We start from the raw sequence: 16340 nt of genomic DNA on the forward strand, positions 1-16340 counted from the left end.
TTTATAGGCTCGCCGATCACAGGACTGATCCACCACGCCAACCTGGATGGCGGGCACCCGTTTCCCCCAAATGCCTTCCAAGGAGTCAACAATATGAACAAGACAGAACTTCTAGGTGCTCTGGCGCTATGCGCTTTCAGCTTCCTGGCACATGCCGACGAAGACAGCCTGCGTATCGGTATCGAAGCCGCCTACCCACCCTTCTCCTTCAAGACACCAGAGGGCAACGTCAGCGGGTTCGATTACGACATCGGCAACGCCTTGTGCGAAGAAATGAAGGTCAAGTGCGAGTGGGTCATTCAGGAGTTCGACGGCATGATCCCGTCGCTCAAAGTGCGCAAGATCGATGCCGTGCTGTCGTCGATGTCAATCACCGAAGACCGGATGAAGTCCGTGGACTTCAGCAAAAAGTACTACCACACACCGGGCAAGTTCGCGATGAAGGCCGGCAACGTGATCAATGATCCTTTGGTGGACCTCAAGGGCAAGAAAGTCGGCGTGCAACGCTCCTCGACTTACGATCGTTTTGCCACCGAGCAACTGGAAAAAGCCGGCGTCGTCGTGGTGCGCTACTCCTCACAAAATGAAGCCTTTCTCGATCTTGCCTCGGGTCGTCTGGACGCCACCCTCGCCGACATCGTCAACACCGATGAGAGCTTCATCAAAACACCGGCTGGCCAGGGCTTCACACTCACAGGGCCCGACATCAACGACCCGAAGTATTTTGGCCGTGGCGCCGGGATCGCCGTGCGCAAAGGCGACAGTGCCAACGTTGCGCGCCTGAGTGCCGCGATCGACGCCATTCGCGCCAATGGCAAGTACCAGCAAGTGATGGCCAGGTACTTCGCGTTCGATATCTACGGCGAGTAAGCCTTACCCATAGCCCCGGTGCCGGCCTATTGCAGGCGCCGATTCGGGCTTGTCTTGCGCGCCTCGCGGCGCTCGCTTGAGGAACTTCATCATGCTTCACGGCTACGGATCGAGCATTCTCGATGGCGCCTGGCTGACCATAAACCTGGCCCTGACTTCCATGTCCCTGGCGATTGCCCTCGGCCTGGTCGGCGCGGCCTTTCGCCTGTCACCGCTCAAATGGCTGGCCCTGCTCGGGGAAAGTTACACCACCCTGATTCGCGGCATTCCAGACCTGGTGCTGATCCTGCTGATTTTCTACGGCGGCCAGGATCTGGTGAACCGCATTGCCCTGGCGCTCGGTTACACCCGCTATATCGACATCAACCCCTTTATCGCCGGCGTCTGCACCATGGGCTTCATTTTTGGCGCCTACCTCTCGGAAACCTTTCGCGGCGCCTTCATGGCAATCCCCAAAGGTCAGGCCGAGGCCGGCGTGGCCTATGGCATGGGCGGTGCGCAGGTGTTCTGGCGAATTCTGGTACCGCAGATGATTCGTTTCGCCATTCCCGGGTTCACCAACAATTGGTTGGTACTGACCAAATCCACCGCGCTGATCTCGGTGATCGGCTTGCAGGACATGATGTTCAAAGCCAAGAACGCAGCGGATGCCACACACGAGCCATTCACGTTTTTCCTCGCTGTGGCGGCGCTGTATCTGATGCTCACCAGCCTGTCATTGCTGGTGCTGCGCTATCTGGAAAAACACTACTCGGTCGGCATCAAAGCCGCCGAATTGTGAGGGGAGCGGCCCATGATTCTCGACTACAACCTGATTTGGGAAAACCTGCCGCTGTACTTCAATGGCGCCTTGTTGACCCTCAAAGTCCTGCTTATTTCCCTGGCCCTGGGTCTGGTATTGGCTATTCCACTGGCGTTGATGCGGGTGTCGCGATCACCGCTGATCAACTTCCCGGCCTGGCTCTATACCTACGTGATTCGCGGCACGCCGATGCTGGTGCAATTGTTCCTGATCTATTACGGCCTGGCGCAGTTCGAAGCAGTGCGCCAAAGCGTGCTCTGGCCTTACCTCTCCAGCGCCACCTTTTGCGCCTGCCTGGCCTTCGCGATCAACACCAGTGCCTATAGCGCAGAGCTGCTGGCCGGCAGTTTGAAATCCACCCCCCATGGCGAGATCGAAGCCGCCAGGGCCATGGGTATGTCACGCCTGACCCTGTATCGCCGCATTCTCATGCCGTCGGCCTTGCGCCGGGCATTGCCGCAGTACAGCAACGAGGTGCTGATGATGCTGCAAACCACCAGCCTGGCCTCCATCGTCACCCTCGTCGACATCACCGGGGCCGCGCGTACTGTCAGCTCACGGTTCTATCTACCGTTCGAGGCGTTTATCACCGCCGGCCTCTTCTACCTCGCCCTGACCTTCATTCTGGTGCGCCTGTTCAAGCTGGCCGAGCGCCATTGGCTGGCGTATCTGGCACCGCGCAAGCACTAAGGAGCTGCTATGGAGCACATTCAATACCTGTTGCCGTGGAGTGCCTCGGGCACCGAACGAACGCTGTCACTGTTTCGTTTTGGCAGTGGAGCACGCAAAGCGTACATCCAGGCGTCATTGCATGCCGACGAATTGCCAGGGATGCGCGTCGCCGTCGAGCTCAAGCGCCGTCTTCTGGAACTGGAAACACAAGGCCGCCTGACCGGGGTGATCGAGTTGGTGCCAATGGCCAATCCGATCGGTATCGCCCAGATGTTCCAGGCCACCCATCAGGGGCGCTTCGAATTCTCCAGCGGCAAGAACTTCAATCGCGACTTCCCGGAGTTAGTCGATGCCGTTGCACCGCTGCTGGAGGGCCGATTGGGAAGCGATGCCGACGCCAACATCGCACTCATACGCCGCGCCATGGACGATGCCCTCGCCGCCATGCCGGCACCAACCTCGGAACTCGACGGCCTGCGCCGCCTGCTGCTGCAGCATGCCTGTGACGCCGATGTGGTGCTGGACCTGCACTGCGATTTCGAATCGATCATGTTGTTGTATGCGATGCCGCAAAACTGGCCACGCCTGCAGTCATTGGCCGCTCGCCTCGGTGCCGGGGTCACGTTATTGGCCGAAAATGCGGGCGGCAGTGCCTTCGACGAAGCCTGCGCCATTGCATGGCTACGCCTGGCCGAGCTGTTTCCCCAAGCCAACATTCCCCTGGCGTGCGTGGCCACCACCATTGAATTGCGTGGCATGGCAGACACCGAACGCGAGCAATGCGTCGACAGTGCCCAAGCCATTCTCGGGTATCTCGCCGAACAAGGCCTGATCAGCGGTGACTGGCCAGCTGCGCCGCCGAGCCATTGCCAGGCCGTGCCATTCGCCGGCGCGCAGTACGCCTGTGCGCCCCATCCCGGTGTGGTGAGTTTTCTGCAACCGCTGGGCGCGCAGGTCAAGGTCGGCGATCCGCTGTTCGAGGTCATCGACCCGCTGACCGACCGCCATAGCGTGGTGAGCGCCAGCACCGACGGCATTCTCTATGCCCGCGAACGGCTGCGCTTTGCCCAGCCTGGATTGTGGCTGGCCAAAGTTGCCGGTTCTACCCCCATTCGCCAGGGTCGCTTGCTCAGCGACTGATTCCAGAGAGTTCAAACCATGTACAAACTTGAAGTTCAGGACCTGCATAAAAGTTACGGCGCGCACCAGGTGCTCAACGGCGTGTCCCTGCAAGCACAGGCCGGTGACGTGATCAGCATCATCGGCTCCAGCGGCTCTGGCAAAAGTACGTTCCTGCGCTGCATCAACCTGCTGGAGCAACCCAATGCGGGCAATATCGTGCTCAATGGTGAACCGCTCAAGCTGGTGGCCAACAAGCTTGGCGGGCTGAAGGCGGCCGAACCCAGGCAGTTGCAACGCATGCGTTCGCAGCTATCGATGGTATTTCAACACTTCAACCTCTGGTCACACATGAGCGCTCTGGAAAACGTCATGGAAGCCCCGGTGCATGTGCTGGGCCTGGGCAAGAAAGAGGCACGGGAAAAGGCCGAGCACTACCTGAACAAAGTCGGTGTAGCGCACCGCATGAACGCCTGGCCGGCGCATATGTCCGGTGGCGAGCAGCAGCGCGTGGCCATTGCCCGCGCACTGGCGATGGAACCGCAAGTGATGCTGTTTGATGAGCCGACTTCGGCGCTCGACCCCGAACTGGTCGGCGAAGTGCTTAAAGTCATGCAGGATCTGGCGCAGGAAGGCCGCACCATGGTGGTGGTGACTCACGAAATGGGCTTTGCCCGCGAGGTTTCGAACCAACTGGTGTTCCTGCACAAGGGCGTTGTCGAAGAGCGCGGCGACCCGCGCGAAGTGCTGGTCAACCCGCAGTCCGAACGCCTCCGGCAGTTTCTGGCCGGGAGCTTGAAGTAAGACCGCCGCCTACCCATCGACTGCTCGGCGCTGCCCTGACAAGGTTGGCTTCGGATACACTCCAGCCAATCTTGTCAGGGCATCAGGCACAGCCCTTCTCTCACCTTCAGGAAATGTTGAGCCGGATATGCCCACCCCATCGAAAGACACCACTGTCTATGCCGCGCCGGTCATGCGCAAACTGACGGAAATCGTTTCCGAACTGCCGCCGTCATTGCGCAAGGTCGCGGACTTTATCCTGCGTCACCCGCTCAAAGCCGCGACGCTGACCATCGAGGAGATGGCTCACGAAACATTGACCTCACCCGCCGCCGTCAACCGTCTGGCCAAAGCACTGGACCTCGGTGGCTACAGCGGCATGAAGGCCGAACTGGTCGCAACGTTGCAGCAGATGGTGTCGCCGGTCGACAAACTGCGCAACGAACTTGCCCATCGCCCGGGCGGCGCGTTTGGTCTGCATGAGCAACTCCAGAGCGCCAGCAGCAACCTGGCCACCGCGGCGAGCAACAACCACGCCGACACCTTTGAAGCCTTCGTCACTCGCCTGACCAAAGCGCGCAAAATCTACATTCTGGGCTTTGGCAACAGTGTCTACTTCGCCGGTCTCGCCGCCTCGACCCTGATGCCCTTTTGTGCGGACGCCACTGCCATCAGCATGGAGGGCGGTAACGAAAACGCCGCTTACCGTCTGGCCGCCATCACCGACCAGGACGTGCTGCTGGCGATCTCCCTGCCACGCTACTCCCTCGACACCCTGCAACTGGCACGCTTCGCCAATGAACGTGGCGCATCAGTGCTGGCAATTACCGACTCACCCGCCTCGCCGCTCACCGGCATTGCCGAGCACACGCTGTTTGCGCCTTGCGATCACCCGGTGCTGACCAGTTCCAACATCGCCGTACTGGCCTTGATCGAAGGCTTGGTCGCCGGCGTGATGGCACGCAATAAAGAAGCGGTCAAACTGGCAACCGAACTGACAGAAAGCGTGATGTCGTACCTGCACATCCCTGCCAGCGGTAAACCAGCGAAAAAGTGAGCGATGGAAATCCAGCGCCCGCTTCTTGCCGGCAGGCTGTGAGAACATTCATCCAATTGAAAGAGTCCATTTCAGCCTCTACACTCCAGCCCATGAAACGCTACCTGCGGTTTTGCCTCATTTTCGTGATTAGCCTGGTGCTTCCCCTCAGCGGGATGGCGGGTGTCCAGGCGCCCACAGAACCGTGCCCGATGAAGACGATGGGCATGGCGATGATGGATGACATGGGAATGGACTGCTGCAACGACATGAAAAGCCCGACAGAGCATGGCAAGCCCTGCAAGCCGGGCCAGGAATGCAAGACAGGCGGTATGCTGCAAGTCTCGATCCTCAAGCCTCCTGTAACCGTGTTCAGCCCCGTAGTGGTTTCCTTCTTCAGTGATTCCATGCCCGTACAAACCCCGTCCGGGGTATGGCGACCGCCTCGCGTTTGATTCCTGTCCAACATTGAGCCTCATTCCGTATTAGCGGGATGGACTGGCTGTGCGCATGTCTTTTTGACGCGTGCAGTGGATGATCACAGGAATCGTAAACATGAACTCCAAGTGCTATTGCACAGGCTGGTCCCTCGTGGCCGGTCTGGCGGCAAGCGTACTGGCATTGCCGAGCTTCGCTGCCGCGCTGACCCTCGATGAAGCGCTGCGCCTGGCCGAAAACAATGCGCCGTCGCTGGCTGCACAAGATGCAAAGATTCAGGCTGCCAGCAGTGCGGCTATTCCAGCGGGTGAATTACCTGACCCCAAGTTGCTGGCAGGTGTGCAGAACTACCCCATCGGCGGCCCGGATCGCTGGAGCATCAACGACGACTTCATGACCATGCAAATGGTCGGGGTCAGGCAAGAGATGCCCAACGGTGACAAACGCAAGGCTCGCATCGAGGTCGCCAACGCCGCCGTTGATCGCGCTGCCGCCGAGCGTCGGGTTGCACGACTGAACGTACGCCAGTCCACGGCAGTGGCCTGGATCAACAGCTACTCAGTCGAGCGCAAAGATGCGCTGTTCCAGGACCTCTACAAAGAAAACCGCCTGCTGACCGATACCGTCCGGGCCCGGATTGCCGGTGGTCGCGCTCAACCCGCCGATGCGGTGACGCCCAGGCAAGAAGCGGCTCGACTGGCGGAGCAGCAGGACGATCTGGTTCTCCAGAGAGCGCAGGCCCGAGCGGCCCTCAAACGCTGGATTGGCTCCGCAGCCAACGACAAACCTGTGGGCAGTTTGCCGCAGTGGCCTGTCGATTCCTCGAGCTACGCCCATAAACTGCAACACCACCCCGAGCTGGCAGCGTTTGCGCCGATGACCCGCGAGGCGCAAGCGAAGGTTCGTGAAGCCGAGTCGGAGAAAAAGTCAGACTGGAGTTGGGAGCTCGACTATCAACATCGCGATCGCCAATTCGGCGACATGGTCAGTGTTCAATTGTCCTGGGACTTGCCACTGTTTCCTGACTCCCGGCAAAACCCCAAAATCGCAGCCAAACAGGCTGAACTCAGCCAGCTTGAGGCTGAGCGCGAAGCCCTGTCACGGGAACACACTCAGCAACTGGAAAACGAACTGGCTGACTATGAGCACCTCAAACGTGCGGTAACCCGCAACCAGGAAAGCCTGCTGCCGCTGGCCAGGGAAAAGGTCGAACTCAGCATGGCCAGCTACCGTGCCGGCACAGGCGATTTAAACGCCGTTGTCGCCGCCCGACGCGAACTCATCGAAGCCCGACTCAAACAGATCGACGTGGAGGAGCAGCGAGCGCTGACCAGTGCGCGTCTGTATTTTGCTTATGGGGAGTCCGGCCAATGATCCTTGAAAAATGGAACGGAGCATTGCTGGTTGGCGTCTCGCTGGCATTGGGTGTTGCCGGTGGCTACTGGTTCGCTCACCCGCGCATGAGCGCGGTACCTGTTACCGCCCGGGAGCAGAAACTCAATTCGCCGGACGAACGCAAGGCACTGTATTGGTACGACCCCATGTACCCGCAGCAAAAGTTCGATAAACCGGGCAAATCCCCCTTCATGGACATGCAACTGGTACCCCGGTACGCCAGCGGTGACGAGGATCGTGCGACCGTGAGCATCGATCCGGGTCTGACCCAGAATCTCGGTCTGCGTTTTGCGACTGTCACCCGTGGAGTCTTTGACTCCAGCCTCGATGTGACAGGTGTCCTGGCATTCAACGAACGTGATGTGGCGGTGATACAGGCACGTACAGCCGGCTTCGTGGAGCGAGTCTATGCCCATGCTCCAGGCGACCTGCTCAAAGCCAATGCGGCACTGGCGGATATCCTGGTGCCGGAGTGGGCGGCCGCCCAGACAGAGTTCCTTGCCCTCAAGCGCAACGCTGATGCCGACCTGTTGGCTGCGGCCCGCCAGCGACTGCGGCTCACAGGGATGCCGGCGGCGCTGATCACCCAGGTAGAGCGCAGTGGCAAAGTCCAGCCGAACCTGACGATCACCAGCCCCATCAGCGGCGTGCTGCAAGAGTTGAACGTACGTGCGGGTATGACCGTCGCGGCTGGCGAGACTCTGGCACGCGTCAATGGCTTGAGCCGTGTCTGGCTCGCCGTGGCCGTTCCGGAATCGGATGCCGGAGCCATCACCGTGGGGCAGGCAGTCGAAGCGCGACTGCCCGCCTTCCCGGGGACAATGTTCAATGGCAAGGTCAGTGCGATTTTGCCCGAGACCAATCCGGACAGTCGCACCCTTCGCGTACGTGTCGAGTTACCCAATCCCGAAGGACGCCTGAGACCAGGTTTGACCGCGCAGGTCCGCCTCAGCCACTCGACCGGGCACAGTGTGTTGTGGGTGCCTAGTGAGGCGGTTATCCGCACTGGCCGACGTGCCCTGGTAATGCTCGCCGAAGACGCCGGCCGCTACCGTCCGGTGGAGGTGCAACCCGGGCAGGAAAGCGATGGCAAGACGGAGATTTTGAAAGGTCTGGAAGAAGGCCGGAAGGTGGTTACGTCTGGCCAGTTCCTCCTCGATTCCGAGGCCAGTCTCAAGGGCATTGTTACTACCTCCGAGCAAGAGTCACCCGCCAGTGGAGCAGCCGCCAGTTTGCATGAGGCGGATGGGCAGATCGTTGAGATCGACGACAAAGAAGTTACGCTCGCCCACGGTCCTTTCAAGACGCTGGGCATGCCTGGCATGACGATGACTTTCCCTCTCGCCAGTGCGGCGCTGATGCAGGGCCTCAAGGCGGGTGACAAGGTTCGGGTCACGGTGAGCCAGACCGACGATGGCTTGCGTGTCGAGCGCCTGGCCAAATCGGGGAGCCAGCCATGATCGCTGCCCTCATTCGTTGGTCAGTGGCCAACCGGTTCCTGGTACTACTGGCGACGTTGTTCGTCACGGCTTGGGGTATCTGGACGGTGCAGAGCACACCCATTGATGCACTGCCAGATCTCTCGGATGTGCAGGTGATCATCCGCACCCCTTATGCAGGACAAGCGCCGCAGATTGTCGAGAATCAGGTGACCTATCCGTTGGCCACCACCATGCTCTCGGTACCGGGCGCCAGAACCGTGCGTGGTTACTCCTTCTTCGGCGACAGCTTCGTTTACGTGCTGTTCGAAGACGGTACGGACTTGTACTGGGCTCGCTCGCGGGTGTTGGAGTACCTGAGCCAGGTACAAAGCCGGTTGCCGGCCAGCGCCAAGCCGGCGTTGGGGCCGGATGCGACGGGAGTGGGCTGGATCTACCAGTACGCACTGGTGGATCGCAGTGGTGGACACGACCTGGCGCAACTGCGCGCGCTTCAGGACTGGTTTCTCAAGTTCGAACTCAAGACCCTGCCCAACGTGGCGGAAGTGGCCACCGTGGGGGGGATGGTCAAGCAGTACCAGGTGCAGCTGGACCCGCTGAAACTGGCCAGCTTCGGCATCACTCAGGCTGAGGTGACCGACGCTATCGGCAAGGCCAATCAGGAAACCGGTGGCGCGGTGCTGGAGATGGCAGAGACCGAGTTCATTGTGCGCGCGTCCGGCTACTTGAAAACGCTCAATGACTTTCGGGCAATCCCGCTCAAGCTGGGTTCGGGCGGTGTTCCGGTGACCCTTGGCGATGTTGCCACGATCCAATTGGGACCGGAAATGCGCCGTGGCATCACCGAACTCGACGGCGAAGGCGAGACCGTCGGCGGCGTGGTGATTTTGCGCAGCGGCAAGAACGCTCGCCAGACCATTGCAGCGGTCAAGACCAAACTCGACGAACTGAAAAGCAGTCTGCCGGCCGGGGTGGAAATCGTCACCACCTACGACCGCAGCAAGCTGATCGACCGCGCGGTGGAAAACCTCAGCCACAAGCTCATCGAAGAGTTCATCGTCGTCGCGTTGGTCTGCGGGATCTTTCTCTGGCACTTGCGCTCATCGCTGGTGGCGATCATTTCGCTGCCGGTGGGGGTGCTTGCTGCCTTCGTCGTCATGCGCTACCAAGGCATCAACGCCAACATCATGTCCTTGGGCGGAATTGCCATCGCCATCGGCGCCATGGTCGATGCCGCCGTGGTGATGATCGAGAACGCCCACAAAAAGATTGAGGCCTGGCACGTAGCCAATCCAGGGGAGGAACTGAAGGGCGAGCGTCATTGGCATGTAATGACCGAAGCAGCGGTGGAGGTAGGCCCGGCGCTTTTCTTCTGTCTGCTGATCATCACCCTGTCGTTCATTCCGGTGTTCACGCTGCAAGCTCAGGAAGGACGGCTGTTCGGCCCTTTGGCTTTCACCAAGACCTATGCCATGGCCGCAGCGGCGGGATTGTCAGTGACCCTGGTGCCGGTGCTGATGGGCTACTGGATTCGGGGGCGAATTCCCAGTGAGCAACAGAACCCGTTGAACCGGTGGTTGATTCGAATCTATCAGCCGGCCCTGGACGCGGTCTTGCGCCGCCCAAAGATCACGCTACTGGTTGCGCTGTTGGTTTTTGTCAGTGCGCTATGGCCAATGTCTCGCCTGGGTGGCGAGTTTCTCCCCCCGCTGGACGAGGGCGACCTGCTCTATATGCCTTCTGCCCTGCCGGGATTGTCGGCGCAGAAAGCGGCGCAACTGCTGCAACAGACCGACCGGTTGATCAAGACCGTACCAGAGGTCGAACACGTCTTCGGTAAAGCCGGTCGTGCCGAAACCGCTACCGACCCGGCACCGCTGGAAATGTTCGAAACCACCATCCAGTTCAAGCCACATGAGCAATGGCGTGCAGGCATGACTCAGGAAAAGCTGGTGGAGGAACTGGATCGCGTGGTGCGCGTTCCCGGTTTGACCAACATCTGGATACCGCCGATTCGTAACCGTATCGACATGCTGGCGACGGGTATAAAGAGCCCGATCGGTGTGAAGGTTGCCGGCACCAATCTGGCGGAAATCGATGCGGTCACCCAGGCGGTCGAGCGAGTGGCCAAGGACGTGCCCGGTGTCAGTTCGGCCCTGGCCGAGCGGCTGACTGGCGGCCGCTACATCGATGTGGATATCGACCGCAAGGCTGCTGCTCGTTACGGGCTGAACATCGCCGATGTGCAGTCCATCGTGGCCGGTGCCATCGGTGGTGAAAATGTCGGGGAGACCATTGAAGGTCTGGCACGTTTCCCGATCAACGTACGTTACCCACGGGAGTGGCGCGACTCGCTCGGCGCCCTGGAACGACTGCCGATCTACACCCCGCTGGGTAGTCAGATCACCCTTGGCACAGTGGCGAAGGTCAAGGTCAGTGACGGCCCACCGATGCTCAAGAGCGAGAACGCACGGCCTTCAGGCTGGGTGTACATCGATGTTCGAGGCAGGGATATTGCCTCGGTGGTTGCCGATCTTCGTCGGGTCGTCAATGAACAGGTCAGGTTGCAGCCAGGCATGAGTCTCAGTTACTCGGGACAGTTCGAGTTTCTCGAAAGGGCCAACGCACGACTCAAACTGGTGGTGCCTGCCACGCTGCTGATCATCTTCGTGTTGCTCTACCTGACTTTTGCCCGATTCGATGAGGCCCTGCTGATCATGGCCACTCTGCCATTCGCATTGACTGGGGGGGCATGGTTTCTCTATCTGCTGGGCTTCAACCTGTCGGTCGCCACGGGGGTCGGCTTCATCGCCTTGGCCGGCGTTTCTGCCGAGTTCGGCGTGATTATGTTGCTCTACCTGAAAAACGCCTGGGCCGAACGTGAAGACCTCGGTGACAGCACTGAACGCGGGCTGGTGGCGGCGATTCGTGAAGGCGCCGTGCAGCGCGTTCGACCCAAGGCCATGACCGTTGCCGTCATCATTGCCGGTCTGCTGCCCATTCTGTTGGGCAGCGGAACCGGTAGTGAGGTGATGAGCCGTATCGCCGCGCCCATGGTCGGCGGCATGGTCACGGCCCCCTTGCTGTCCCTGTTTGTCATTCCGGCAGCCTATCGATTGATGCGCCGCCGGCACCTCCTGCCTGTACCCACCACACCTCAAGGTAAAGTCATATGAAACTCACCCTGACCGCAGTCGCAAGCACCCTATTCGCGCTTTCACTTTCTGCCCACGCGCAGGACATGCCGGGCATGAAAATGGACGGCATGGAAGGCATGCCGATGAAGCAGGAAACAAAACAGGCTCCGGTATCCAATGCCGAAGGCACGATCAAGGCTATCGATACTGCGAAGCATACGGTGACCATCTCCCACGGCGCCGTTCCCGCCCTGCAATGGCCACCGATGACGATGGCTTTTTCCGTGACGCAAGATCAGTTGTCAGGGTTGGCGCCAGGAGACCGGGTATCGTTTTCCTTCCGGCTAGAGGGTAACAGCGCCTCGATCGTGTCGATTAACAAGTAAATTCCGGTGGTGGAAGTGTCCGGCACATATTGTCGTGCCGGACTAACCCGTTAAATCGGCTGGTTCAGGAAAAACGGAGGGTTCGGGGGATTTTGAACGGCTGGCAATTGCTTACCCGCCCAGTTCCGTCTCCACTTGCGTCATCCTCGTCAGTGTTTCGGACCTGCAACAGATTTCGAAAAAAAGTCGCAAGCCCCGAGATTCTTCAGGGCTTGCGACTCATTGCCGATACGTCCTTCAAACTCCCGGGACGTAATCTACGGGATGCCTGCAGTGTTCAATGCCGAACATACAGGCCTAGTTCTGCACCTCAGCCGTGTCGAAATCCGGCGCGTCTGGTGCATCTGGTGCGTCTGGAGCATCCGGTGCATCCAGTGCATCCGGTGCGTCTGGAGCATCCGGCGCATCCGGTGCATCCGGGGCGTCCGCTACATCCCTCGCCCCAGCTTTGGCAGCCTCTCTGGCTGCGTTCGCCTCGGCTTTGGCTGCGTCCCTCGCGGCATCCGCAGTAGCCCGAGCAGCATCTCTGGCTGCATCTGCCTCGGCCTTGGCAGCGTCCCTGGCTGCATCCGCAGCGGCCCGGGCAGCGTCTCTGGCTGCATCCGCTTCTGCGCGCGATACGCCAGCAGCTCTTGCGGCATCCCGGGCTGCATCCGCCTCAGCTCTGGCGGCGTCACGGGCGGCGTCCGCAGTCGCTTTTGCCGCATCCCGCGCTGCATCTGCATCAGCCCGAGCAGCGTCCCGGGCTGCATTGGCATCAGCCCTGGCCGCGTCCCTGGCAGCATCTGCGGCATCGTTATCATTGTCTTTGGCGTTGTCGTTGTCACGCGCATTGCCCGGGCCTTTGTTCCCGGCTATACCACCATGGTCAGCGTCGCCGCGTCCCGGGCCTCCACGACCGTCACCGTCGTGGCCGTCACCACCATGACCGCCACCCTCTCCTCCATGACCGCCACCGCCGTCACCACCGTGACCACCGCCTCCGGAGCCTCCACTGCCGGAGCCACCGCCGCTGCCGCCACCATGGCCGCCTCCGCCACCGCCGCCGTCACCACCGTGACCGCCGCCTCCAGAGCCACCGCCACCACCGTGACCACCGCCTCCGGAGCCGCCGCCACCACCGTGACCACCGCCTCCGGAACCGCCGCCACCGCCGTGACCGCCACCGCCTCCGCCGCTACCACCACCGCCGCTGCCGCCATCTTTGGCATACACGCTGGAGAAACTACTGATGTAATCGGGCACCAGGACAGTCGATGCCGACAGTACCCCGCCTATTGCCAGAGCCAACAAACATTTCTTGAGCAGCATGATGCACCTCCGATTGGAGTTGCGTTTTCACCTCCGTATCGAACGCAATGTCCAGTGAGTTCCCGGCCGCCCATTGGAGCGGCCCGCCAACCGGCACGGCCATCAATCTGCAGCAATAGCGAGCCACTGCGGTATCCGTACGGTCCCTCAAAGCCAGCTGGTATCTATGCGTGGGAAATATTCCCACACATCTTAGATTAGTACCCTCAGCCCAAGTGTCAACGACCACATATCAGGTCCAAGGCACGCGTTGAGCAATTGGCCAAAAACAGACAGAGGACGCAGCAATAACCAATGAGTAGCTATGCTTTGGTTTGTGGCCAGGCTCTCCTGGCAACATCGTGAAAGGAGGCGTTTGAGATGCAACTCATCACGTTGAAAATCGAAAAGCCGGATGCGACGAACTTCATTCTGGGCCAGACGCACTTCATCAAGTCCGTCGAGGACATCCACGAAGCGCTGGTCAATACCGTGCCAGGTATCCAGTTTGGCGTGGCCTTTTGTGAAGCCTCTGGTCAATGCCTGGTGAGATGGTCTGGCACCGATAGCTCAATGATTGAACTTGCACAGAAAAATGCGAAAGCCATCGCCGCCGGCCATAGTTTCATCATTTTCCTGGGCGACGGTTTCTATCCGCTGAACGTGTTGAACACCATCAAAATGGTTCCAGAGGTATGCCGTATTTTTTGTGCAACAGCCAATCCGACCGAAGTGATTCTCGCTGAGACGCAGCAAGGGCGAGCGATCCTTGGCGTAGTGGATGGCTTTTGTGCCAATGACATCGAAGGCGATGAAGACATCCTGTGGCGCAAGAACCTGTTGCGGCAGATTGGCTACAAGCAGTGAATTGCAGAACGTGCTGGCACACCACATGACGTTACAAATTGCCTGAATGCCTTGCGCAAGAGCAGTTCACACCGTCCCGGGATGCTGGCCCGGCCAGCCTCCTGATGTAACGAATCAAGTCAAAATGTTTACCTGCAGAGCAGATCCTTATACGATGAAGTCCGCTTCTACCGCTCTCCATCGGGTCTGAGCAGCCCGTGGTTATTATGCATGACAAAGCGACTTAACAAATTGTGCTCTATGGCCATGCAAGTTTTTGCGCGGCGAACAAGAAAAAATTGTATACAAATTAATTCATACAATTAAATAGAATAACATTGAGCACCTGAACGATGAACAACCCTGATTTACTGACTGAAAACTCCAAAACCTTCAGCGTAGTTATAGTAAATTACAAAACACCTGAAATCACCAAGATATGCCTGGACTTATTACACCAGCATTTTGGCAGCAACAGCGTCCCGGTATGGGTGGTTGACAACTATTCCGCCGATGAAAGCACTGAGTACTTACGAACGCTTGACTGGATCAATTTGATTGAACGCTCTGTTTCCGAACCAGAGGCGGGCCATATTGCCCATGGCAAGGCACTTGACCTGGTTCTCGAGCGAATTGACACCGATTATTTATTCCTGATGCACACCGATACATTTGTTTTCGACAAGAATGTTTTTCCGATGATGCTGAATAAATGTTTGAAAAACCCAAAAGTCGTGGCCGTCGGTTGTGTCGAGCAAATTAACCGCGGCACCGCCAGAACTGTCTGGCGCTATAGCTCACGACTATTCAAGCATCACTTCAGACGCCTGAAAATCTCCATGGGATTGCGTTCCAGAGAACCAAAGCCGTACAAAGAAGTCTACTTGAAAAGTTTCTGCACATTGTGGAACTGCAAACTTGTAAAACAGCACAACATGCACTTTTCGATGGATGATCGCGTGCCAGGCTATACGCTTCAGGACCGCATGACCGAACTGGGTTATGTCGTTGAAATGCTATCACCGCGTAAAATTTTCAGCTATCTGGATCACATTCAGTCCGGCACTGTTGCAGCGGTTGGCGGCTATGCTAAAAATCATAGACGAACCAAAATGTACAACAACATCCTTAAGCGTCTGAACAAGGACGACAGAACAAATTGAGTTGCGAATAGACGCAACGAGCAGTGCATTCAACGCTGCGTGAAGTCACCCACAGGTTTTTATATCAGGTCATTGGAGCGGTAATGGCACCCATCACTCAGGCACTACCTATCACCCTGTCCCCGGAGCTTGATTTCGACCAGAATGCCGCCAGCGCCTTTGGTGCCTCATTGACCGATAGCTATGTTCAGGCTACGCCATTTCCGCACATAGTCATCGACAACTTCTTGCACGAAGACCTGATTGCGAGCATCTGCTCGCATTTCCCGGTCGAGCCAACCAACAACGAAATGCTCTACGAGCGCGGCTATAAAGGTCAACGCAAACGTCAAATCAGTCCCAACGAATGCGACCCTTATTTGAAGACTGTTTTCAACGCCTTTAACTCGGCCCCCATGTTGCAGTTTCTTGAAAAGCTCACTGGCATCGAAGGCTTGATACCCGACCCCTACTTTACCGGTGGCGGTCTGCACGAAACAAAAAGCGGTGGTTTCCTGGGGGTGCACTCGGACTTCCGGCTCAACAAAAAACTTAATGTTGAACGCAGACTGAACATCATCATTTATCTGAATGAAGACTGGCAAGAGGAATACGGCGGCAACCTGGAACTTTGGGATGTCGGCATGAAGACCTGCCTTAAAAAAGTCCTGCCCATCTACAATCGCTGTGTCATTTTCAACACAGACAAGGACAGCAATCATGGGCACCCGGAGCCTTTAACGACTCCGGAACACATCACCCGCAGGTCTATTGCGCTTTATTACTACACCGCGGGAACCATGGCGATCGATCCGGCACAAAGAAACAAAACCCACTACAAACCAAGGCCCAAGGATCGTTTGAGCCTGAAGTACTACATCAATAAACTGATCAAGAAGAAAAACTGAACTGCAAAACGCCCGGGAGTGAGGCAAGGGCCTGAGTCGAGGCGGTGAAACGCATCAATGCTGGAAGTTACCTGACA

The 16340-nt window shown here is 58.4% G+C and carries 15 protein-coding genes; 14 read left to right on the forward strand and 1 reads right to left on the reverse strand.

Translation table 11 applies throughout. The features are described 5' to 3' along the window. Positions 1-93 precede the first annotated feature (93 nt). From PSJE_RS25850 to PSJE_RS25900, 11 genes are all read left to right on the forward strand, one after another. A complete protein-coding gene (locus PSJE_RS25850) occupies positions 94-870 on the forward strand; it encodes an ABC transporter substrate-binding protein (protein ID WP_090454844.1) in 777 nt (258 codons plus the stop codon). A gap of 91 nt (positions 871-961) precedes the next feature. Further along, a complete protein-coding gene (locus tag PSJE_RS25855) occupies positions 962-1651 on the forward strand; it encodes an ABC transporter permease (RefSeq protein WP_057715357.1) in 690 nt (229 codons plus the stop codon). A gap of 12 nt (positions 1652-1663) precedes the next feature. Continuing rightward, positions 1664-2362: an ABC transporter permease gene (locus tag PSJE_RS25860; protein WP_090454843.1), complete on the forward strand. Its 699-nt coding sequence runs from the start codon at positions 1664-1666 to the stop codon at positions 2360-2362. A 9-nt stretch (positions 2363-2371) separates the two neighbouring features. Then, positions 2372-3484, forward strand: a complete 1113-nt coding sequence (locus PSJE_RS25865; RefSeq protein WP_090454842.1) for a succinylglutamate desuccinylase/aspartoacylase family protein — start codon at positions 2372-2374, stop codon at positions 3482-3484. 18 nt (positions 3485-3502) lie between these two features. Beyond that, positions 3503-4267, forward strand: coding sequence for an ABC transporter ATP-binding protein (locus PSJE_RS25870; protein WP_057715360.1), 765 nt, complete (start codon positions 3503-3505; stop codon positions 4265-4267). A gap of 127 nt (positions 4268-4394) precedes the next feature. After that, a complete protein-coding gene (locus PSJE_RS25875; protein WP_057715361.1) occupies positions 4395-5303 on the forward strand; it encodes a MurR/RpiR family transcriptional regulator in 909 nt (302 codons plus the stop codon). A gap of 92 nt (positions 5304-5395) precedes the next feature. Beyond that, the gene (locus PSJE_RS25880) at positions 5396-5737 is read left to right on the forward strand and encodes a hypothetical protein (RefSeq protein WP_057715362.1); all 342 of its coding nucleotides are present in this window, start codon (positions 5396-5398) and stop codon (positions 5735-5737) included. 100 nt (positions 5738-5837) lie between these two features. Next, positions 5838-7094, forward strand: coding sequence for a TolC family protein (locus tag PSJE_RS25885; protein WP_090454841.1), 1257 nt, complete (start codon positions 5838-5840; stop codon positions 7092-7094). Beyond that, on the forward strand, positions 7091-8575 hold the full coding sequence (locus PSJE_RS25890; protein ID WP_090454840.1) for an efflux RND transporter periplasmic adaptor subunit: 1485 nt from the start codon (positions 7091-7093) through the stop codon (positions 8573-8575). Before PSJE_RS25885 ends, PSJE_RS25890 begins: the two co-directional genes overlap by 4 nt. Beyond that, entirely contained in the window at positions 8572-11730 is a 3159-nt protein-coding gene (locus PSJE_RS25895) for an efflux RND transporter permease subunit (RefSeq protein ID WP_090454839.1), read from the forward strand. Before PSJE_RS25890 ends, PSJE_RS25895 begins: the two co-directional genes overlap by 4 nt. Then, complete coding sequence (locus tag PSJE_RS25900; protein WP_090454838.1) at positions 11727-12077, forward strand: copper-binding protein; 351 nt, start codon at positions 11727-11729, stop codon at positions 12075-12077. The genes PSJE_RS25895 and PSJE_RS25900 overlap by 4 nt, the downstream gene beginning before the upstream one ends. A 297-nt stretch (positions 12078-12374) precedes the next feature. Here PSJE_RS25900 and PSJE_RS32370 read toward each other — a convergent pair whose 3' ends face one another. After that, positions 12375-13388 (reverse strand): hypothetical protein, encoded by a 1014-nt coding sequence (locus PSJE_RS32370; RefSeq protein WP_208601455.1) that lies wholly within the window; start codon positions 13386-13388, stop codon positions 12375-12377. Between the two features lie 360 nt (positions 13389-13748). On the opposite strand from PSJE_RS32370, the gene PSJE_RS25910 reads away from it, so the two are divergent. From PSJE_RS25910 to PSJE_RS25920, 3 genes are all read left to right on the forward strand, one after another. After that, the gene (locus PSJE_RS25910) at positions 13749-14234 is read left to right on the forward strand and encodes an adenosine-specific kinase (RefSeq protein ID WP_057715369.1); all 486 of its coding nucleotides are present in this window, start codon (positions 13749-13751) and stop codon (positions 14232-14234) included. A 332-nt stretch (positions 14235-14566) separates the two neighbouring features. Further along, complete coding sequence (locus PSJE_RS25915) at positions 14567-15376, forward strand: glycosyltransferase (protein ID WP_057715370.1); 810 nt, start codon at positions 14567-14569, stop codon at positions 15374-15376. An 83-nt stretch (positions 15377-15459) separates the two neighbouring features. Further along, entirely contained in the window at positions 15460-16263 is an 804-nt protein-coding gene (locus PSJE_RS25920) for a 2OG-Fe(II) oxygenase (RefSeq protein WP_057715371.1), read from the forward strand. Positions 16264-16340: the final 77 nt, after the last annotated feature.

The sequence above is a fragment of the Pseudomonas jessenii genome (assembly GCF_002236115.1).
GTDB lineage: Bacteria > Pseudomonadota > Gammaproteobacteria > Pseudomonadales > Pseudomonadaceae > Aquipseudomonas > Aquipseudomonas jessenii.